The sequence below is a fragment of the Streptomyces sp. NPDC046925 genome, assembly GCF_040644915.1.
Classification (GTDB): Bacteria; Actinomycetota; Actinomycetes; order Streptomycetales; family Streptomycetaceae; genus Streptomyces.
Window position 1 is genome coordinate 900,244 of sequence record NZ_JBEYWZ010000001.1, and the last position, 19,614, is coordinate 919,857.

13 protein-coding genes are annotated in these 19,614 nt (G+C 71.5%); 7 read left to right on the top strand and 6 right to left on the bottom strand.

Annotation, left to right across the window (positions count from 1 at the left end):
* Nucleotides 1-90: 90 nt before the first annotated feature.
* Nucleotides 91-2,757 (top strand): glycoside hydrolase family 3 N-terminal domain-containing protein, encoded by a 2,667-nt coding sequence (locus tag ABZ906_RS03810; protein ID WP_361376937.1) that lies wholly within the window; start codon nucleotides 91-93, stop codon nucleotides 2,755-2,757.
* Nucleotides 2,758-2,865: 108 nt separating this feature from the next.
* Nucleotides 2,866-3,339: a carboxymuconolactone decarboxylase family protein gene (locus ABZ906_RS03815; protein ID WP_361185219.1), complete on the top strand. Its 474-nt coding sequence runs from the start codon at nucleotides 2,866-2,868 to the stop codon at nucleotides 3,337-3,339.
* Nucleotides 3,340-3,358: 19 nt separating this feature from the next.
* Here the strand turns inward: ABZ906_RS03815 and ABZ906_RS03820 are convergent, their stop codons facing one another.
* Together ABZ906_RS03820 and ABZ906_RS03825 are read right to left on the bottom strand one after the other, a co-directional pair.
* The gene (locus ABZ906_RS03820) at nucleotides 3,359-4,027 is read right to left on the bottom strand and encodes a TetR/AcrR family transcriptional regulator (protein ID WP_361185221.1); all 669 of its coding nucleotides are present in this window, start codon (nucleotides 4,025-4,027) and stop codon (nucleotides 3,359-3,361) included.
* A gap of 76 nt (nucleotides 4,028-4,103) precedes the next feature.
* Nucleotides 4,104-5,288 (bottom strand): serine hydrolase domain-containing protein, encoded by a 1,185-nt coding sequence (locus ABZ906_RS03825; protein WP_361376940.1) that lies wholly within the window; start codon nucleotides 5,286-5,288, stop codon nucleotides 4,104-4,106.
* Nucleotides 5,289-5,545: 257 nt separating this feature from the next.
* On the opposite strand from ABZ906_RS03825, the gene helR reads away from it, so the two are divergent.
* Nucleotides 5,546-7,711, top strand: a complete 2,166-nt coding sequence (helR, locus tag ABZ906_RS03830; protein ID WP_361376943.1) for an RNA polymerase recycling motor ATPase HelR — start codon at nucleotides 5,546-5,548, stop codon at nucleotides 7,709-7,711.
* A 250-nt stretch (nucleotides 7,712-7,961) separates the two neighbouring features.
* Nucleotides 7,962-10,019 (top strand): phosphocholine-specific phospholipase C, encoded by a 2,058-nt coding sequence (locus ABZ906_RS03835; RefSeq protein ID WP_361376946.1) that lies wholly within the window; start codon nucleotides 7,962-7,964, stop codon nucleotides 10,017-10,019.
* A gap of 21 nt (nucleotides 10,020-10,040) precedes the next feature.
* Here the strand turns inward: ABZ906_RS03835 and ABZ906_RS03840 are convergent, their stop codons facing one another.
* A complete protein-coding gene (locus ABZ906_RS03840; RefSeq protein WP_361376949.1) occupies nucleotides 10,041-12,038 on the bottom strand; it encodes a hypothetical protein in 1,998 nt (665 codons plus the stop codon).
* 85 nt (nucleotides 12,039-12,123) lie between these two features.
* On the opposite strand from ABZ906_RS03840, the gene valS reads away from it, so the two are divergent.
* Nucleotides 12,124-14,679, top strand: a complete 2,556-nt coding sequence (gene valS, locus ABZ906_RS03845; RefSeq protein WP_361376952.1) for a valine--tRNA ligase — start codon at nucleotides 12,124-12,126, stop codon at nucleotides 14,677-14,679.
* A gap of 116 nt (nucleotides 14,680-14,795) precedes the next feature.
* On the top strand, nucleotides 14,796-15,764 hold the full coding sequence (locus tag ABZ906_RS03850; RefSeq protein WP_361185236.1) for a phospholipid scramblase-related protein: 969 nt from the start codon (nucleotides 14,796-14,798) through the stop codon (nucleotides 15,762-15,764).
* Nucleotides 15,765-15,834: 70 nt separating this feature from the next.
* On the opposite strand, the gene ABZ906_RS03855 is transcribed toward ABZ906_RS03850, so the two are convergent.
* A complete protein-coding gene (locus tag ABZ906_RS03855; protein ID WP_361376954.1) occupies nucleotides 15,835-16,749 on the bottom strand; it encodes a DMT family transporter in 915 nt (304 codons plus the stop codon).
* Complete coding sequence (locus ABZ906_RS03860; RefSeq protein ID WP_361376957.1) at nucleotides 16,746-17,558, bottom strand: phosphatase PAP2 family protein; 813 nt, start codon at nucleotides 17,556-17,558, stop codon at nucleotides 16,746-16,748. Before ABZ906_RS03860 ends, ABZ906_RS03855 begins: the two co-directional genes overlap by 4 nt.
* A 235-nt stretch (nucleotides 17,559-17,793) precedes the next feature.
* Between ABZ906_RS03860 and ABZ906_RS03865 the strand changes: the two genes are divergently transcribed.
* Nucleotides 17,794-18,429 carry a TetR/AcrR family transcriptional regulator C-terminal ligand-binding domain-containing protein gene (locus ABZ906_RS03865; protein WP_361185244.1) on the top strand — a complete coding sequence of 212 codons (636 nt, stop codon included), beginning with the start codon at nucleotides 17,794-17,796 and terminating at the stop codon, nucleotides 18,427-18,429.
* A gap of 126 nt (nucleotides 18,430-18,555) precedes the next feature.
* Here the strand turns inward: ABZ906_RS03865 and ABZ906_RS03870 are convergent, their stop codons facing one another.
* The gene (locus tag ABZ906_RS03870) at nucleotides 18,556-19,608 is read right to left on the bottom strand and encodes a DUF2510 domain-containing protein (RefSeq protein ID WP_361185247.1); all 1,053 of its coding nucleotides are present in this window, start codon (nucleotides 19,606-19,608) and stop codon (nucleotides 18,556-18,558) included.
* Nucleotides 19,609-19,614: the final 6 nt, after the last annotated feature.

Here is a 19,614-nt window from a genome sequence, read left to right on the forward strand (position 1 = left end):
ATACCGCACTGGCGCGGATGACGCATTCAGCTCTTGGCGTCGTCGACGCAGTTCGGCATGCCCAGAGCCGCGTTCGGAGGCCATTTCGCCATGTCTGCCACCACACGTCGTGAACTCATGAAGCAACTGGGCGGCACCGCAGCCGCCTTCTCCTTCGTGGCCGCCGCCGGCTCGATCGCCGCGGCAACGCCCGCCACAGCCGCCGGTGCCGCTGGCGCCGGGGCCACCGCAACAGGCACCGCAGCCGCCGCCACAGGCACAGGCACAGGCACAGGCACCGGAACCGCAAACTCCCCGGCCGCTGCCGCCGCCACGCGCCGCGTCCGGGGGCTCGTCGCCCGCCTCACCCTGGACGAGAAGATCAGCCTCGTCCACGGCGCCACCGACCCGCGCAGACTGGGACAGGCGGGATACCTGCCGGGCGTCCGGCGCCTGGGCGTACCGGAACTGCGCCTGAGCGACGGCCCCGCGGGCGTCAACGTCACGAAGTCCGCGACGGGCCTCCCGCCGGTCGCCACGCTCGGCGCCTCCTTCAACCTCGAACTCGCCCGTCAGTACGGCGAGGTCATGGGCCGCGAGGGCCGCACCCTGGACATGGACGTGCTGCTCGCCCCGCAGATCGAGCTCTCCCGCACGCCCTTCTTCAGCCGCAACAAGGACCAGTCGGGCGAGGACCCCTACCTCAACGGCCTGATCGGCGCCGCCCAGGTCGAGGGCGTCCAGGCGCAGGGCATGCTCGCCCAGGCCAAGCACTTCCTCGCCAACAACCAGCGCCTGCACGAGTTCGACCGCGAGAAGCCGGAGAACTCGTACGACTTCATCGTCGACGACCGGACGCTGCACGAGCTGTACCTGCCCGCGTTCGAGGCCGTCGTCCGCGCCGGAGTGGCCTCCGTCATGTCGGCGTACAACCACCTCAACGGCAAGTGGAACTCCGAGCAGAGAACCACCCTCACCGGCATCCTGCGCGGCGAACTCGGCTTCGAGGGCTTCGTCACCTCCGACTGGGGCGCCACCCACTCCACGGCCGCGCTCGAAGCCGGGCAGGACATGCAGATGTGGGACGGCTCCTTCTACGGGGAGCCGCTGAAGAAGGCGATCAAGGACGGCTCGATCCCCGAGAGCGCCCTCGACACCGCGGTCTCCCGCATCCTCGGCCGGTACGACGCCTTCGGCATGCTCGACGGCAGCCGCGTCCCCGCCCGCAAGAAGATCGACGTCAGCGCGGGCGCCCGCGTCGCCCGCGAAGTCGCTGTACAGGGTGCGGTGTTGCTCGCCAACGACGGCGGGCTCCCGCTGTCGCACGCCGCCCTGCGCGACCTCGCCCTCATCGGCCCGACCGCGGGCCAGGTCGCCACATCGGTCTCGGGCGAGCGCGCGTACGGCTTCGAGGAGCGCCTGGTCAGCCCGCTCGACGCGCTGCGCCGCAGCACCAAGCGGAAGATCGCCCACGAGGTCGGCGTGGATCTCACGGGCACGGCAGTGCCCGCGTCCGCGTTCCCCGACGGCCTGACGCGCAAGGGCGGCGGCACCGACAAGAAGACCGACAAGACGATCGACTTCGTCGGCGACAAGGCGCTTCCCGTCGGTACGACGGCCGAGTGGACCGGCACTTTCGTGCCGCCCGTCACGGGCGAGTACGCGCTCAAGATCCAGGGCTGGGGCGCGGCCGTCTCGCTGAGCCTCGACGGCTTGGAGCTGACGACCGCGGCGGGCGCCCGCGACAGCTTCGCCCGCAAGTGGTCCTCGATCGTCCCGACCACCGACGGACTCGACAACGGCCAGGCCGACCCCGTCGAACTCACCGGCGGCAGGTCCTACCGAGTCACCGTCAAGGCCACGGGATGGTCCGCCGCCATCGCCGAACGCGGCCCGGTCCAGGTGCGGTTCGCCTGGGTGACACCGCAGCAGCGCACCGCGTCGATCGCCGCCGCGGCCAAGCTGGCCCGGCGCGTTCACACCCCGGTCGTCTTCGCGTTCAACGGCTCGGGCGGCTCGGTGGGCGGCGGCGGAGACTTCACCACGCTGACGCTCCCCGCCCACCAGGACGAACTGATCACGGCGGTCGCCCGGGCCAACCCGCGTACGGTCGTCGTGCTGACCACCGGCTGCCCGGCGACCATGCCCTGGCGCCGCGAGGTCGGCACGATCCTGCACACCGGTTACGTCGGCCAGGAGGGCGGCTGGTCCACCGCCGACCTGCTCACCGGCCGCGCGAACCCGTGCGGCAAGGCCACGGTGACCTGGCCGGAGAAGGACACGGACCACCCCGTGCTGGACCCGGCGCACCCCGAGCGCTACTACGGCGTCGACGGCGTGGTCACGTACAGCGAGGGCATCTTCACCGGCTACCGCGGCTTCGACAAGGCGGGCACCGAACCCCTCTTCCCCTTCGGGCACGGCCTGTCCTACACGGAGTTCGGCTACCGCGACCTGTCCGTGCGCCGGGCGGGGAAGGGCTACGAGGTGTCGTTCACGGTGACCAACCGGGGCCGGCGCACGGGCGCGGAGGTCCCGCAGGTGTACGTGGGCGCGCCGCGCGGTGCCGACGTCGAGATGGCCCCGAAGACGCTGGCCGCCTTCGACCGCGTCGAACTCCGTGCGGGGCAGTCGCGGCGGGTCACGGTGCGGGTCGCCGAGCGGCAGCTGTCGTACTGGGACACCGACCGCGGACGCTGGGTGCGCCCCGAAGGGCGGCGCGCGGTCTACGTCGGTTCGTCGTCGCGCGACATCCGGCTGACGGGGGCGGCGCGCTAGGGGGCTTCTGACGGCAGGGAGACGCAGGTCACTTCCGGCCGTGTCACAGACGGCGGGGGCTGTTCCGTCATAGGGGTGTAACCAGCACCGACGACACAGGAGCACACCATGGAAGCTCGCCTGAACCTCATGGGCAACCCCGTCGCGGGCAAGGCCCTGAAGCACCTCGTCGCCGCGGGCAAGGCGCTCGGGGAGTCGGCCCTGCCGGACGCCACGCGGCAGTTGGTGATGCTCCGCGCCAGTCAGATCAACGGCTGCGCCGGATGCATCGACATGCACACCAAGGACGCCGCGCACGCGGGGGAGACCTCGGTGCGCCTGAACCTGGTCGCCGCCTGGCGCGAGGCCACAGTCTTCACCGAGGCCGAGCGCGCGGCCCTTGAGGTGACGGAGGAGGGCACCCGCATCGCGGACGCGGCCGGCGGGGTCAGCGACGAGGTGTGGGCGAACGCCGCCAAGCACTACGACGAGGACCAGCTCGCCGCCCTGGTGACCCAGATCGCCGTCATCAACGCCTTCAACCGCCTCAACGTCATCAACCAGCAGCCCGCGGGCGACTACAAGGTCGGCCAGTTCGGCTGACGCGGCGGCCCGGCAGCCCCTAGGCCGGCTCGTCCAGGCCCTTTCCGTCCGTGGTGAGGGCCCGGGTGAGCCGGTCCAGGTGGGCGCGGTACAACCCGACGAAATCCAGGCGCCCTTCGGCGACGGCCCACTGGACCTGGAGTCCGTCCGACACGGCGAGGATCTCGCGGGCGATGCTCTCCGGGTCGATGTCGTCCCGCAACTGCCCCGCGTCGACCGAGCGTTGCAGCGCGGAGGCGAGAAAGCGGGCGACGCGTTCGTACCGCTCGGCGAAGTAGGTGTGTGCCGGGTGCGCGGGGTCGCCCGCCTCCGCCGACAGCCTGGTGTAGAGCTGGATGAGCCCCGGCTGGGTGAGGTTGTACGTGGCGAGCGCGAGCACCTCACGGAAGAGCGCGCGCACGTCGTCGGCGGAGTCGCCCCCGGAGTCGGGACCGAGCCGTCCGAACGTACGGACCGTGCGGTCCTCGCGGGCTTCGAGCACCGCCATCAGGAGCCGCTGCTTCGACCCGAAGTGATGGGTGATGACGGTGGCGGAAGTACCGGCCTCCTCGGCGATCTTCGCCAGTGAGCAGTTCAGATAGCCCGCCTTGGCGAAGAGCACGAGAGCGGCGTCGATGATGGCCGCTCTGCGGGAGTCGGCGGCGGCGTACTGCCCGCTCGGGCGGTGGCGGGGGGTGTGCTGCTCCATGGGGGCAGACTACGACTCCCCGGCCCCGCGCCCCGTGACTCCGGCCCCGGCGCCCGGTGCGCCGACCCGCCACCCCCTACTTCAGCGCCCGGTACAGCGCCCCCACCAGATGCACGCTCCGCAGATCCTCCCCGGAGGTGCCGCCGCCCATCCGGTTCATCACGTACGCGTAGGAGACCCGGTTCTCGGGGTCGGCGAAGGCGTAGGAGCCGCCCGCGCCCCCGTGCCCGAAGGCCCGCGGATTGGGCCCGGCCTGGCCGTAGCGGTTCAGCATGTAGCCGAGCCCCCAGTCCCACTTCTCGCCCCACTCCGTGCCCGCGGCGAGCACCAGATCGGGCTCGTCGGGCTCCCCCTGCCGCGTCCGCAGCCGCTCGAGAGCCGCGGGGCTCAGCAGTTCCCCGCCGCCGAGCGCCGCGTACACCTTCGCGAGGCCGCGCGCCGACGCGTGTCCGTTGGCCGCCGGGATCTCGGCGGAGCGATAGGCCGCACTGTTCACGTTGCCCACGGGCAGGTACTGCAGGGCGAGCGTGACGACGGCCATCGGGTGCTCGTCGATCGACCCCACCGGCGGCGCGGGCGGGGGAGCGGAGCCCAGCGCGCTGCGCGGCCCGTCCGAGGCCAGGGGAGCCGCGAGGTCCGCGCACCGGCCGTGCTCGCTCTGCGGGGTGCCCACGAAGACATCGGCGTCCAGCGGTTCCGTGACCTCGCCGCGCAGGAACGTACCGAGCGAGACCCCCGTGATCCGCCGGACCACCTCACCGACCAGATAGCCGTAGCTCACCGCGTGGTACCCCTGCGCCGTTCCGGGCTTCCACCAGGGCGCCGTCGCGGCCAGCGCCCCGCAGACCTTCTCCCAGTCGTAGAGGTCGTCGGACGTCATGGGTTCGCTCGGCGCGATCACCCCGGAGCGGTGGCTCAGCAGCCAGCGCACCGGGATGTCCGCCTTGCCCTCCCGGGCGAACTCCGGCCAGTAGCGGGCGACCGGCGCGTCCAGGTCGAGTTCGCCCCGGTCGACGAGGAGATGCGCGCACAGCGCGGTCATCCCCTTGGTCGTGGAGTACACGTTGACCAGCGAATCGGGCTGCCACGCGCGCGTGCCCTTCTTGTCCGCGTCACCGCCCCACAGGTCGACGACGAACTCCCCGTCGACCGTGGCCGCGACGGACGCCCCGAGATCCCCGCGCTTGGCGAAGTTCCGTTCGAACTCCGCGCGTACGCCTTCGAAGCCGGGGGCACAGGTGCCGTGGATGCGTGGGGTCATGACTCTCCTCGATCTCTGATCTGCGGAAGCGTCGGCCCGGCACATCCTCGCGCATGGTTGCCCACGGCACCTAGAGTGCGGCGGCAGAAGAGAACCTTGGAAGAGAAGGTCACAGGAGAAAAAGAAGAGGCAAGGAGGTGTTCCCACTCCTTGCCACTCTTAATTTATAGCGCACAGGGGGCCTTGCGGCAAGGCCCGGGTCTTGCCGCACAATCGCAGGCCGAAGCCACTGCCTGCGGAAACAGGAGATCCACCACGTGCCTGCGTTGCTGTCTGCGTTCGACCTTCCCGCCACCCTCGCCGCCAAGGCCGACCCGGCACTGATCGCCCACGACGAGAAGCACTTCGCGGCCATCGCACAGAGCCTCGAGCAGACGATCGCCGAGGTGTCGGAGCGTCTCGACGTCCAGCGCAAGGCGCCCGGCGGCATCGGCCGCGAGGCGATGGACCGTGACCTGGAGATCCACCGCCTGACCGGTCGCCTGCGGGCCCTGAGCCGCTTCGGCCTCGACCTGTGCCTGGGGCACATCGTCACCGCCGACGACCCCGAGCCCGTCTACATCGGACGGCTCGGCCTCACCGACAGCGAGGGGCGCAGGCTGCTGCTCGACTGGCGCGCCCCCGCCGCCGAGCCGTTCTTCGCGGCGACCCACGCCGACCCGATGGGCCTGGCGAGCCGCCGCAGGTACCGCTGGACCCGTGGCCGTATCAGCGACTACTGGGACGAGGTGTTCACCGCCGACGGTCTGGAGGGGCACGCCGCGCTCGACGACCAGTCCGCGTTCATCGCCAGCCTGGGCGGCAACCGGTCCTCGCAGATGCGGGACGTGCTCTCCACCATCCAGGCCGACCAGGACGCCATCATCCGCGCAGGCTCCCGGGGCGCTCTCGTCGTCGACGGCGGTCCGGGTACGGGCAAGACCGTCGTGGCCCTGCACCGGTCCGCCTACCTCCTCTACTCCGACCCGCGCCTGGGTCACAGCCGCGGTGGCGTGTTGTTCGTCGGCCCGCACCGGCCCTATCTGAACTACGTCGCCGACGTCCTGCCCAGTCTCGGAGAGGAGGGCGTGCAGACCTGCATCCTGAAGGACCTCGTCGACGAGGGAGCCGACGCGGCGGCCGAGACCGACCCGGAGGTGGCCCGCCTGAAATCCTGCGCGGACATGGTGAAGGCGATCGAGAAGGCCGTCAGGTTCTACGAGGAGCCGCCCGCCACCGGGATGACGGTCTCGACCGACTGGGCCGACGTCCGGCTGAGCGCCGACGACTGGGCCGAGGCCTTCGAAGCGGCGGGTCACGGCACCGCGCACAACGAGGCGCGCGAGCAGATCTGGGAGGAGCTGGTCGCGATCCTCCTCGACAAGCTCGGCGGCGACGTTCCCGGCGAGCTCTTCGAGAGGGCGCTGCGGCACGACGAGGAGCTGGTCTCCACGCTGCACCGCGCGTGGCCGCTGCTCGAAGCTGCGGACCTCGTCGGGGACCTGTGGTCGAACACCGCCTACCTGCGGATGTGCGCGCCCTGGCTCACCACGGACGAGGTGCGCGCGCTCATGCGCAAGGACGCACCGCAGGCCTGGACGGTGTCCGATCTGCCGCTCCTGGACGCGGCGCGGCAGCGGCTCGGCGACCCGGAGGCGGCCCGGCGAAAGCGGCGCCACGATGCCGTCCTCGCCGCCCAGCGCGAGCAGATGGCGCAGGTCGTCGACAACCTCATCGACGCCGCGTCGGCCTCCGGCGCCGACGGCGACGACGGCGAGGGCCTGGTGACGATGTTGCGCGGTCAGGACGCCAAGGTCAGCCTGGTCGACGAGTCCGAACTGCCGCCCGCCGCCCCGGACCGCCTGGCGGGACCGTTCGCGCACGTCGTCGTGGACGAGGCGCAGGAGCTGACCGACGCCGAGTGGCAGATGCTGCTCCTGCGCTGCCCGTCGCGGAGCTTCACCATCGTCGGGGACAGGGCCCAGGCCCGGCACGGATTCACGGAGTCCTGGCAGGAGCGCCTCGAACGGATCGGGCTCGACCGCATCAGTGTGGAGTCCCTGAGCATCAACTACCGCACGCCGGAAGAGGTCATGACGCAGGCCGAGCCGGTCATCCGGGCGGCGCTGCCGGACGCCAACGTGCCGACGTCCATCCGCAGCAGCGGCATTCCCGTCGTGCGCGGGCCGGTGTCCGACCTGGACTCCGTGCTCGACACCTGGCTCGCCGCCAACGCCGACGGGATCGCCTGTGTCATCGGAGACCCGGCCTTCCCGGCGACGGAGCGCGTGCGGTCGCTGACCCCGGAGCTCGCGAAGGGGCTTGAGTTCGACCTCGTCGTCCTCGTCGACCCCGACCGCTTCGGCGAAGGGATCGAGGGGGCCGTCGACCGCTATGTCGCGATGACCCGGGCGACCCGGCAGCTGGTCGTCCTCACGAGCTGAACGGCGGTGTGCCGAACAGGGGTGCGGGGCGAGTGCGGGATCAAAGGCGAGGAGGGGCAAGGCGGGCATGTCGCAACATATGTGCCCGACAAGGGAATTAAGGGCTCATAGGCTCGGGCTTGTGTCTTGCCCACGAAGGGTTGGACTTCTCTTCACGTCCAGGTCACAGCCCCTTCCCTCATCCTTGCTCCCCTTGACACACTGCACCCGCTCACGTCCCCCACACCACACCACGAGGTCGAAACCACTCATGCCAGAACTCAATCGGCGCCGGTTCATGCAACTCGCCGGCGGCACCGCAGCCTTCGCGACGCTCTCGCAGAGCATCGCCCGCGCCGCCGCCCTGCCCGCACAGCGCCGCTCAGGCTCCATCGAGGACGTCGAGCACGTCGTCGTCCTGATGCAGGAGAACCGTTCTTTCGACCACTACTTCGGCACCATGAAGGGCGTACGCGGCTTCGGCGACCCGCGCCCCGTGACGCTGCCCAGCGGAAAACCCGTCTGGAACCAGTCGGGCGGCGGCAAGGAGGTGCTGCCCTTCCACCCCGACGCCGAAGACCTCGGCATGCAGTTCATCGCGGGTCTCGACCACGACTGGGCGGGCGGCCACAGCGCCTTCGCCAACGGCGCGTACGACAACTGGATCACCGCCAAGTCCGAGCGGACGATGGCGTACCTGACGCGCGACGACATCCCGTTCCACTACGCGCTCGCCGACGCGTTCACCGTCTGCGACGACTACCACTGTTCGTTCATGGGGGCCACCGACCCCAACCGCTACTACATGCTCTCGGGCCACGTCGGCAACGACGGCAAGGGCGGCGGCCCCGTCCTCGGCAACCAGGAGGCGGGCTACGACTGGACGACGTACGCCGAGCGCCTGGAGCAGGCCGGGGTCTCCTGGAAGGTCTACCAGGACATCGGCGACGGCCTGGACGCGGCCGGGCACTGGGGCTGGATAGACGACGCCTACCGCGGCAACTACGGCGACAACTCGCTGCTCTACTTCAACAAGTACCGCAACGCCAAGCCCGGCGACCCCCTCTACGACAAGGCGCGCACCGGTACGAACGCCAAGGCGGGCGACGGCTACTTCGACATCCTGAAGGCCGACGTGAAGGCCGGCAAGCTGCCGCAGGTCTCCTACATCGCCGCGCCCGAGGCCTTCTGCGAGCACCCCAACTGGCCCGTCAACTACGGCGCCTGGTACATCGCCCAGGTCCTTGACGCCCTCACCTCCAACCCCGAGGTGTGGAGCAAGACGGCGCTGTTCATCACGTACGACGAGAACGACGGCTACTTCGACCACGTCGTCCCGCCGTATGTGCCCAAGGACGCGGGCCAGGGTCTGTCCACCGTCGACACGAAGCTCGACTACTTCCCCGGCGACGCCCAGTACGGCGCCGGACACTACGGCCTGGGCCAGCGCGTCCCGATGGTCGTCGTCTCGCCGTGGAGCACCGGCGGCTACGTGAACTCCGAGGTCTTCGACCACACATCGATCATCCGGTTCATGGAGAAGCGCTTCGGCGTGCGCGAGCCCAACATCTCGCCGTGGCGCCGCGCCATCTGCGGCGACCTGACCTCCGCCTTCGACTTCGGCGGCAAGGACATGGACCCCGACGAGATGCCGGACACCTCCGCCTACGAGCCGCCGGACAAGGAGCGCCACCCCGACTACGTGCCCAAGGCGCCCGCGAAGGGGACCCTGCCCAAGCAGGAGTCCGGCTCCCGGCCCGCGCGCCCGCTGCCCTACGCCCCGCTGGTGGACGGCAAGGCGGTACCCGCCGACGGCAAGTTCACGCTCACGTTCAGCGGCGGCGACGCGGCGGGTGCCTGCTTCCACGTCCGCTCGGACAACCGCACGGACGGCCCCTGGACGTACACCACGGAGGCGGGCAAGCAGCTCTCCGACACCTGGAACACGAAGTACTCGAAGGACGCGTACGACCTGTCGGTGTTCGGTCCGAACGGCTTCCTGCGCGTCTTCAAGGGACCCGGCAAGACCGCCGGACCCGAGGTCACCGCCCGCCACGACAAGACCACGGGCAACCTCAAGCTGACCCTGACGAACACCGGTGGCGCCGACGTCGACCTCAGCGTGTCCAACGCCTACGGCGGCGGCGCCCAGACGTTCAAGGTGAAGGCGGGCGGCACCGTCCAGCACACCGTCGACCTGCGCGCGAGCAAGCGCTGGTACGACGTGACGGTGAAGTCCGACGCCGACGGCACCTTCCTGCGGCGCTTCGCCGGGCACGTGGAGAACGGCCTGGCCGGGGTCAGCGACCCCGCGATCGCCACCGCCTGACCGTGTGCGGCCGCCGCCGGACTACAGCTCCGGCGGCGGCCCCCACGCGCCGAGGTCGGGCCGCCCCCAGGGCAGTCCGGTCCGCTCGCAGGCGAGCCGCAGCTCCTCGGGGTCGGGGACGTTCAGGCTCTCCTTGCGGATGACCTGGCCCGTCGGCGACCAGACGAGGAGCGTCTCCACGCTGTCGTCGTGGTCGTCGACGCCCACACCGCCGATCGCAGGGCGCGCGTGCTGCCACTCGGCCTTGCCCCGGCCTCCGTCGGCCGCCATCCGGATGCCGTGCGCGCCGAGGACGAGGGCGGGGCGGCGCCGGTCGTACACCCAAGCGCCGAACGCGCCGACCGCGGCGCCCGCAGGGACACCCCAGGCCGCCAGGATCAGGCCGCTGTCGAAGAGGTAGCGCAGCTTGAAGGCGAGCACGCCCATGGTGATGACACCGGCGACCACACCGGCGATGTAGTACCACTTGCGGGTGCCGCCCGGCATGCCCACGGTCACCTCGGAGGCGGGCGCGGCCGCTGCCGCTGCTGCCGCCGTCGCCGGGGGAGCGGGCGGCGTGTACGCGGGATGGGCCGAGGCGGACCCGGGCGTGGGTGCCGAGAGACCGGCGAACGCCGCCGACTCGTACGCGTCCCGCTCCGGGTCACTCACCGGGTAGCCCAACGCCCTTGCCTCGTCGCGCAGTTCGCTGCGCGCGACCCGCAGGGCGCCGAGCGGCGCGTGCAGCAGTTCCCGGCCCTGTGTGTCACGCAGCCGCAGCCACGGATGCCCGGACCGGGTGTGCAGCTCGAGGCCGCCGATCTCCGTGCGCGGGATGCGGATCGCGCCGTGCTCGCCCTCCCAGCCCACGTGGTCGACGCCGAGCGTGAAGCGTGCCTCGGGCAGCATCCGGTGCGGCAGGAAGTCCGGGTCCATGTCGTAGGCGTTGCTGCGCGGCTGGTCCTGGATCACGCGGTAGCCGCGCGAGCGGAGCACGGCGAGCAGTTCGTCCGGCGGTACCTCACCCGAGTACGAGGTGCCGATCAGGGTCAGGTCGTGGCCGTAGAACTGCAGGATGAGCGAGACGCTGACCTTGCCGTCGCCGCTCTCGCGGGTCAGCTCCGTGGGCACGATCCCGGCGATCGCGGACGCGGGCAGCTCCGTCGTGCCGAACCACGGGTCGCGTGCGGTGATGCCCTGCGGGCTGACGGTCCAGTGCGCGGGCGGGGTGCGCAGGACGCGGTAGAAGGAACCTGCGGCCCACACCAGAACCACCGTGGCGAGCGAGGCGATGAGGGCAACGCGCTCCTCGATGCCCTCCGAGGGCACGGCGACCGTGCCGAGACCGACGAGCCCCACCACGCAGAAGCCGATCCGCCGCCCCAGCTTGCGCGAGCGGACCTCCGGTCCGGGCCGCGAGAGCTCGACCGGCCCGGCCGCCCGCGCGGGCAGCGGGCCCTCGGCCGATGCCGCGAGCAGCGCCGCCTCGCGCCGCGAGAAGCTTGCCTCACGCGCGGCCGCGTTGCCCTCCGGTTCGCCGGGCCCGTCGAAGAGCCGCAGCGGGGCGCCGAGCCGACGGGTGGTGACCCAGAACGGGAACATGGCGATGGCCATGTCCTCCAGGCCCATCGCGCAGAGGTTGCCGACCTTCGTCGAGCCGTAGTCGGTGGGCGCGCGCACTTCGAGGGCCATCGCGCTGAGCAGCAGGGGCCGCTCCCGCGAGAAGGGGTACGTCGCCGTGGTCCGGCCGCCGCGCAGCCGCTGGAGGCCCGTGCCGCTCAACCGCCAGAGCGTAGGCGCGCTCAGGCGCGGCCAGACGGCGCCGAGCAGCCAGCCCAGCAGGGCGACGGCGAGCGGGACCAGAGTGCGCGCGAGGGTGTCGTCGGCGCTCACGTAGGCGAGGACGCCCGCGACGACACCCGTCAGCGGCGGCATCCACCAGGGCGCGAAGACGGACCGCGGCCGGTTGGACTCGATGAACGGCCCCGCGACCCGCGCCGCCACGTCCTGCCGCGCCGCCGACGCACGTGCTGATTCCATTGTCATGCCCTCCCCGAGATTCGCCAGAGCCTGCCGCCGAAAACCGGAGGCCGTCAAATCTCTCCGGCGCCTAGCATGCACAGGCATGACCTCCACCCATCGCGCGAACGCGGACGGCGTCCCCGACAAGCCTGTTCTCGACGGGCTCGAAGAAAAATGGTCGAGGCGATGGGACACGTCGGGTGTATACGTCTTCGACCGCGCGAGGACACGTGACGAGGTCTTCTCCGTCGACACCCCGCCGCCCACGGTCAGCGGCTCCCTGCACGTCGGCCACGTCTTCTCGTACACCCACACCGACGCCGTCGCGCGCTATCAGCGCATGCGCGGCAAGGAAGTCTTCTACCCGATGGGCTGGGACGACAACGGCCTGCCGACCGAACGCCGGGTCCAGATCCACTTCGGCGTGCGGTGCGATCCCGCCCTGCCCTACGACCCGTCGTTCGAGCCACCGGAATCACCGAAAGGTCAACTGCCCGTCTCCAGGCGGAACTTCATCGAGCTGTGCGAGCGCCTGACCGTCGAGGACGAGAAGGCCTTCGAGGCACTGTGGCGGACGCTCGGCCTCTCCGTCGACTGGTCGCACACGTACCGCACCATCGGCACGGAGGCGCGCGCCACCGCGCAGCTCGCCTTCCTCAACAACCTGGCGCGCGGCGAGGCGTACATCGCCGAGGCGCCCACGCTGTGGGACATCACCTACCGCACCGCCGTCGCGCAGGCCGAACTGGAGGACAGGGAGCGGCCCGGCGCCTACCACCGGCTCACCTTCCACGGCCCGGACGGCCGGCCGGTCGAGATCGACACGACCAGGCCCGAACTGCTCCCGGCCTGCGTCGCCCTGGTCGTCCACCCCGACGACGAGCGCCACGCGGACCTGGTCGGCGCGACGGTCCGCACCCCGCTCTTCGGCGTCGAGGTCCCCGTGGTCGCCCACCGCGCCGCGGTCCCGGACAAGGGCACGGGGATCGCGATGATCTGCACGTTCGGCGACACGGCCGACGTCACCTGGTGGCGTGAGCTGCGGCTCGCCACACGGCCGGTGATCGGCTGGGACGGCCGCTTCCTGGCGCAGCCGCCGAGCGGGATCGAGACGCCGGAGGCCGTCGCGGCGTACGCGAAGCTGGCGGGCGCCACGGCGCACGGTGCGCGGGAGCGGGTCGTGGAACTGCTGCGGGCGAGCGGCGAACTCCGGGGCGAGCCGCGGCCCGTCACGCACGCCGTGAAGTTCTACGAGAAGGGCGAGCGGCCCCTGGAGATCGTCACCACCCGGCAGTGGTATCTGCGCAACGGCGGACGCGACGAGCGGCTGCGGGACGAACTGATGGCGCGCGGCAGCGAGCTGGCCTGGCATCCGCCGCACATGCGGGTGCGCTACGAGAACTGGGTCGGCGGTCTCAACGGCGACTGGCTGGTCAGCCGCCAGCGCTTCTTCGGCGTGCCGATCCCGGTCTGGTACCCGCTGGACGGCCATGGCGAGCCCACGTACGACCGGCCGATCGTCCCGGATGCCTCCGCGCTGCCCGTCGACCCGAGCGCGGAAGCTCCGCCCGGCTACGAGGACGACCGGCGCGGGGTGCCGCACGGCTTCATCGGCGACCCGGACGTCATGGACACCTGGGCCACCTCCTCGCTCACCCCGCAGATCGCGGGCGGCTGGCGCTCGGACCCGGACCTGTTCGCGCGGGTCTTCCCCATGGACGTCCGGCCGCAGGCCCACGAGATCATCCGCACCTGGCTGTTCTCGACGGTGGTGCGCGCGCACGCCGAGCAGGGCGAACTGCCGTGGCGGCACGCCGCGATCTCCGGCTGGATCCTCGACCCCCACCGCAAGAAGATGTCGAAGACCAAGGCGAACGTGGTCACGCCGGGGGACCTGCTGGAGCGGCACGGCTCGGACGCGGTCCGCTACTGGGCGGCGAGCGGACGGCCCGGCACGGACACGGCGTTCGACGTCGGCCAGATGAAGGTCGGCCGCCGCCTGGCCATGAAGGTCCTGAACGTCGGCAAGTTCGTGCTGAGCCTCGGCGGGGAGGCCGGCCCCGCGGGCCCGGCCGCGGCCACCGAGCCGCTCGACCGGGCGGTGCTCGCCGAACTCGCCGCGACCGTCGAGGAGGCGACGGCGGCCTTCGACGACTTCGACTACGCGCGGGCCCTCGAACGCACGGAGCGGTTCTTCTGGCGCTTCTGCGACGACTACGTGGAGCTGGTCAAGTCGCGGGCGTACGGCGACCAGGGCGAGGGCGCCGGTAGTCGATCGGCGCGCGCGACGCTGCGGACCGTGCTCGACGCGCTGCTCAGGCTGCTCGCGCCGGTCCTTCCCTTCGTGACGGAGGAGGTGTGGTCCTGGTACGCGCGGGGCTCGGTCCACCGCGCGGCGTGGCCCGCCCCGGAGGTTCCCGCGGGGGCGGACGCCGGGGTCCTCGCGACGGCCTCGGAGGCCATCGCGGCGATCCGGCGGGCGAAGTCCGAGGCGCGGCTGTCCATGCGGGCAGAGGTGGCGGGGGTGGTCGTCTCGGGGCCGCGCGCGAGCCTGGACCGATTCGAGCGCGCGCGGGCCGATGTGCGGGCGGCCGGGCGGGTCGCCGCGGTGGAACTCAGGGAGGCTCGGGCGCCGTTGGAGATCGAGGTCCGGCTGTAGTCCGTCCGCGGGCGCAGCCCGTGCGGCGTCAGGGGAAGGGGCGTGCGGTGAGGCCGACATCACAGGTCCCGCCAAACGCTGGCGAACCGCCCGTCCCATCGGGGTAGTGTGCGCGGGTGACAACGCAATCGAACACTCCTGCAGGCTGGTATCCGGACCCCCAGGGCGCACCCCAGCTGCTGCGCTGGTGGGACGGTTCCCAGTGGACCCAGCACACCAGCGCGGACCAGCAGGGCGGCGGCCAGGCCGCGCAGGCCCAGCAGGTCCCGCAGCAGGCCCCGGCGGCCCAGCCGCAGCAGGCCCCGCAGCAGGCGCAGGCCTCGTACGGCCAGCCGCAGGCTCAGCCCGGCCCGCAGCAAGGGCAGTTCGGCCAGCAGCAGGGCCAGTACGGTCACCCCCAGCAGGCGGCGCCGCAGGCCGACCCGGCCAAGGTGCAGCGTCAGGTCCAGCAGCAGGCTGGCGTCGCGACCACGGCCCAGGGCGGCGGCACGCTGTTCACCGAGCCGGTCCTCGTGGTGAACCAGAAGGCCAAGCTCATCGAGCTGACCAACGAGTACAGCGTCATGGACCAGTCGGGCAACACGCTCGGCTCGGTCGTCCAGATCGGTCAGAGCACGCTCAAGAAGGTCGCGCGCTTCGTCTCCAGCGTCGACCAGTTCATGACGCACAAGCTCGAGATCCGCGACGCGTACGGCCAGCCGGTGCTCCACCTGACCCGGCCGCGCAAGTTCGTGAAGTCGCGGGTCATCGTCGAGCGCGCCGACGGTCAGCCGATCGGTGAGATCGTCCAGCAGAACATGATCGGGAAGATCAACTTCGCGATCATGGTCAACGGCCAGCAGGCCGGCGCGATCAAGGCCGAGAACTGGCGCGCCTGGAACTTCTCGATCGTCGACCACGCGGACAACGAGGTCGCCCGGATCACGAAGACCTGGGAAGGCCTCGCCAAGACGATGTTCACGACCGCGGACAACTACGTCCTGCAGATCCACTACCAGCTGCCCGAGCCGCTCCTGAGCCTCGTGGTGGCGACGGCCCTGACGGTCGACACGGCACTGAAGCAGGACTCCCGCGGCTTCGGGTGAGTCCGCCCCTCGCGGAAACGGGCCCCGGCCCCCTGTGCTCAGGGGGCCGGGGCCCTTGCTTTTCCCGGGGCTACCGCACGTGCAGCGCGACCGGCTCTGCCTGGCTCGGGACGGACGGCAGGAAGTCCTCCGGGGAGAGTTCCGGCGGCGCCTCTGTGTGCGTCTCGGCTCGCGGTGACTTGGTCAGGGCCACGACCCCGTACGCCGCGATCGCCGCGCCCCCCGCCGCCAGGAAGAGGCCGGCCACGCCGCCCTGGAGGCGCTCGCCGAGCAGGGCGAGCCCGATGGCGGCCGCGGCCACCGGGTTGGCCAAAGTGACGACGGCCAGTGGTGCCCCGAGGCCCCCGCGGTACGCGGTCTGGGACAGGGCGAGGCCGCCCACGGCGAACGCGGCGACGAGTACCGCCACGACGATCACCTGCGGGCTGAGCAGCGGACCCGAGCGGTCCGTGGCGGCGACCGTCACGGTCTGTGTGAGCGCGGAGGCGACACCCGAAGCGAACCCGGAAGCCGTCGCGTGCCGCAGCCCCGGCCGCGTACCCGGACGGGAGAGCACGCCGATCACGGCGACCGTGGTGCCCGCGACGGCCAGCGCCTCCGTCAGGGTCAGCGTGTCGTCGGGAGCGGGCCCGGACGCGGCCAGGAGCAGGGCGCCGAGGCCGATGAGCGTGAGCCCGGTGCCGCGCCACTCCGGAGGCGTCACCCGCCGTCCGGCGAGCCGCGCGCCCAGCGGCACGGCGGCGACCAGGGTGAGCGCGCCGAGCGGCTGGACCAGGGTGAGCGGGCCGTACTTCAGGGCCGCCACGTGCAGCAGCGCCGCGGAGGCGTTGAGCCCCACGGACGACCACCAGGCCCCGCTGCCGAGCAGCCGCAGGAAGCCGTCGCCGCTGACGCGGGACGCGAGGCGTTCCTGGGCCACGGCGGCGCAGGCGTACGCGGCGGCCGACACGAGGGAGAGCGCGACGGCGAGGAGCGTCGAGTTCATCGTCGTACCCCCGGAGCGGCCAGCCGGCGGACGGGCGCGTGCCGCCGTACGACCAGGGAGTGCCCGTGGCCCGGCAGCTGGATCACGGCGAGCGCGATGCCGAGCAGCGCGGTCACCGCGAGGGCGTCGAGCCAGTAGTGGTTGGCGGTCCCGACGACCACGAGCAGGGTGATCAGCGGGTGCAGCAGCCACAGCCACCGCCACCGTGACGAGGTCGCGGCGATGAGCCCGACGGCGAGCATCAGCGCCCACCCGAAGTGCAGGGACGGCATGGCGGCGAACTGGTTGGCCATCGTGTCCGTCTGCGGGGCGGCGCCGTAGACGCTCGGTCCGTACACCTGCCCGGTGTCCACGAGCCCCGCCGCGTGCAGCATCCGGGGCGGCGCGAGCGGGAAGGTCAGATGCAGCACGAGGGCCGCCGCGGTCAGCGCGGCCAGCACCCGCCTGCTCCAGACGTAGTGCCGGGGCCGGCGCAGGTAGAGCCAGACCAGGAACAGAACGGTGGCCGGGAAGTGCACGGTCGCGTAGTAGGTGTTCGCGACGTGCACGAGGGTGTCGCTGCCGAGCAGCACGTCCTGTACGGCGCCCTCGCCCGGCAGGTGCAGGGTGCGTTCGGCGTTCCACACGTGGTGGGCGTTGCGGAAGGCCTCAGCGGTGTGGCCGTTGGCCAGCTGCCTGCCGAGTTTGTAGACGAGGAAGAGTCCTGCGACGAGGAGGAGCTCGCGGACGAGGGGCGGTCGGGCAGATGTGTCCGGCTCCCGGACGGCTATGTCCGGTTCCCTTTCTGCGGGCTCGGTTCGGGATTTCATCCCCCGGCCCCTTTACGTGATGACTGGGTGGTGCGGGTGTGTGGTGCGGGTGCTCGGCGCGGGTATCGAGTGGGAGAGCGGCCCCGCTCGGCGACGGGCGCACCGCTCAGCGAGGAAGCGCCCTACTCATCGATACGCCAGTGTACCGATACGCCAGTGTACCGATACGGAGCCGTACCGGTACACTTGCGTATCGATAGCGCCGGTCGAAGCCGTCGCACCGAGGAGAAGAGTCATGACGTCGCCGGACCAGGCAGTGGACGCAGCGGCAGCGGACCCCGTGGGCTCGTCGCGCCGCTCCAAGATCACGCCCGAGCGTGAGCAGGAGTTCTACGACGCGGTCCTCGACCAGCTCCGCGAGTGCGGGTACGACGCCGTGACCATGGAAGGCGTGGCCGCGACCACCCGGTGCAGCAAGTCCACGCTCTACCGCCAGTGGAAGACCAAGCCCCAGTTCGTCGCCGCCGCGCTGCGCGCCAACCGCTGCGTGCGTTTCGCGGGCATCGACACCGGCACGCTCGCCGGTGATCTGCGCGAGGCGGCGAAGGCCGCGGGGGAGTGGTCGACGCGCGACAGCATGCTCGTGCAGGCGCTCAGCCACGCGGTGCTTCAGGACGAGGATCTGCGCAGCGCGTTGCGCGAGGCGCTGGTGGAGCCGGAGACCAGGGCGCTCGACGACCTGGTGGAGCGCGGAGTGGCCCGCGGCGAGATCGCGGCGGACCATCCGGCCACGAAATTCATCACGGCGCAGCTCATGGGCGTGGTCCGGGCCCGCCCGGTCCTCGAGGGAAAGCACGCGGACGAGCAGTACCTGTCCGAGTTCGTGGAGGCGTGCGTGCTGCCCGCGCTGGGTCTGACCAGACCCACCTGATCGTGGACCGGGGTCCCTTGGATGACGGGCCCCGATCTGCCTCGCCGCGCCGCACCGTGGGGACGGGGGTGGCGTGGCCCCCCGTGGCCGGGCGGGCGGAATCCCTGTGGTTCCGCCCGCCCGTCCTCAGACCTCCTGGCCGTTGCCGCCGCCGGACGAGGCCTTGATCCCCTTGGTTATCTCGTCCATCACGGACAGCTTCGGGGACTTGTCGTTGACGTCGATGCCGAAGCGGACGATGACGAGCTCGGACTTCATCACCGGGGACGGGAAGGCCAGCGACTGGACGTAGCCGTCGTCGCTCTTCTCGGTGACGGCCTTCCAGCGGACGAGGTAGCCCTTCTGTCCCGCGACGGTCACCTCCTTGGACTCCAGCTCCTTGTGCGAGGTGATCTTGCCGTAGGTCTTGCCGCCGTAGGACTCCTTGGCATTGACGGCGATGTCGGCCTTGGCGGCTTCCTCCGCCGTCTTGGCGTCGATCTTGAAGCCCTTGGCGAGCCCGAGGTACGCGCCGCCGCGCGTGCAGGTCTTGGAGGCTTCCCTGGGGCACGGGTAGGGGCCCGTGGTCACCGAGGCGCCGCCGTTCTCGCCGCTCGCGCCGGTCCAGTCGTCCGGCACGGGGAGGCTGAGGCCACTGGCCATGTCGGCGGCGTACCCCTCCTCCGAGGGTGCTTCGGGGGAGCCGCCGGGAGGCTGGGACTGCTCGGGGTCCTGCGGGTTCCGGGGGTCCTGAGGCTGACCGGGCTTCGCCGGGGCGGAGGACGAGGGGGCCTTCGCGGCGCTGTCGCCGTCCCCGTCGTCGTCGGAGGTCAGGAAGTAGACGCCGCCGCCTATCCCGGCCAGGACCACGAGGGCCGCGCCGACGGCTATGGCGGTGCGCAGGCCCCGCTTCGGGGCGGAAGGCTGCCCCGGATAGGAGGGATAACCCGGATATCCGCCCGGATACGAGCCGGGGGCACCGGCGGGGGAGCCCGTCGCGGCGTCGGGCGGATAGGCCGGGGGAGCCGTCGGGGCCGCAGGAGTGTGCGGAGCCGCCTGAGCGGAACCCCACCCGGCGGCGGAACCCACCGCGCGGACCTGGTCCGTCCATACGTTCCCGTCCCACCAGCGCTCGGTACGGGGACCGTCAATTGTCTGGCCGGGGTCGGGATACCAGCCGGGAGGGGTTACCTGGGTCATGAGCGC

Coding starts and splice junctions, on each gene's coding strand:
- ABZ906_RS03810 (WP_361376937.1), top strand. CDS start 91: ATGTCTGCCACCACACGTCGTGAACTCATGAAGCAACTGGGCGGCACC.
- ABZ906_RS03815 (WP_361185219.1), top strand. CDS start 2,866: ATGGAAGCTCGCCTGAACCTCATGGGCAACCCCGTCGCGGGCAAGGCC.
- ABZ906_RS03820 (WP_361185221.1), bottom strand. CDS start 4,027: ATGGAGCAGCACACCCCCCGCCACCGCCCGAGCGGGCAGTACGCCGCC.
- ABZ906_RS03825 (WP_361376940.1), bottom strand. CDS start 5,288: ATGACCCCACGCATCCACGGCACCTGTGCCCCCGGCTTCGAAGGCGTA.
- ABZ906_RS03835 (WP_361376946.1), top strand. CDS start 7,962: ATGCCAGAACTCAATCGGCGCCGGTTCATGCAACTCGCCGGCGGCACC.
- ABZ906_RS03840 (WP_361376949.1), bottom strand. CDS start 12,038: ATGGAATCAGCACGTGCGTCGGCGGCGCGGCAGGACGTGGCGGCGCGG.
- valS (WP_361376952.1), top strand. CDS start 12,124: ATGACCTCCACCCATCGCGCGAACGCGGACGGCGTCCCCGACAAGCCT.
- ABZ906_RS03855 (WP_361376954.1), bottom strand. CDS start 16,749: ATGAACTCGACGCTCCTCGCCGTCGCGCTCTCCCTCGTGTCGGCCGCC.
- ABZ906_RS03860 (WP_361376957.1), bottom strand. CDS start 17,558: ATGAAATCCCGAACCGAGCCCGCAGAAAGGGAACCGGACATAGCCGTC.
- ABZ906_RS03865 (WP_361185244.1), top strand. CDS start 17,794: ATGACGTCGCCGGACCAGGCAGTGGACGCAGCGGCAGCGGACCCCGTG.
- ABZ906_RS03870 (WP_361185247.1), bottom strand. CDS start 19,608: ATGACCCAGGTAACCCCTCCCGGCTGGTATCCCGACCCCGGCCAGACA.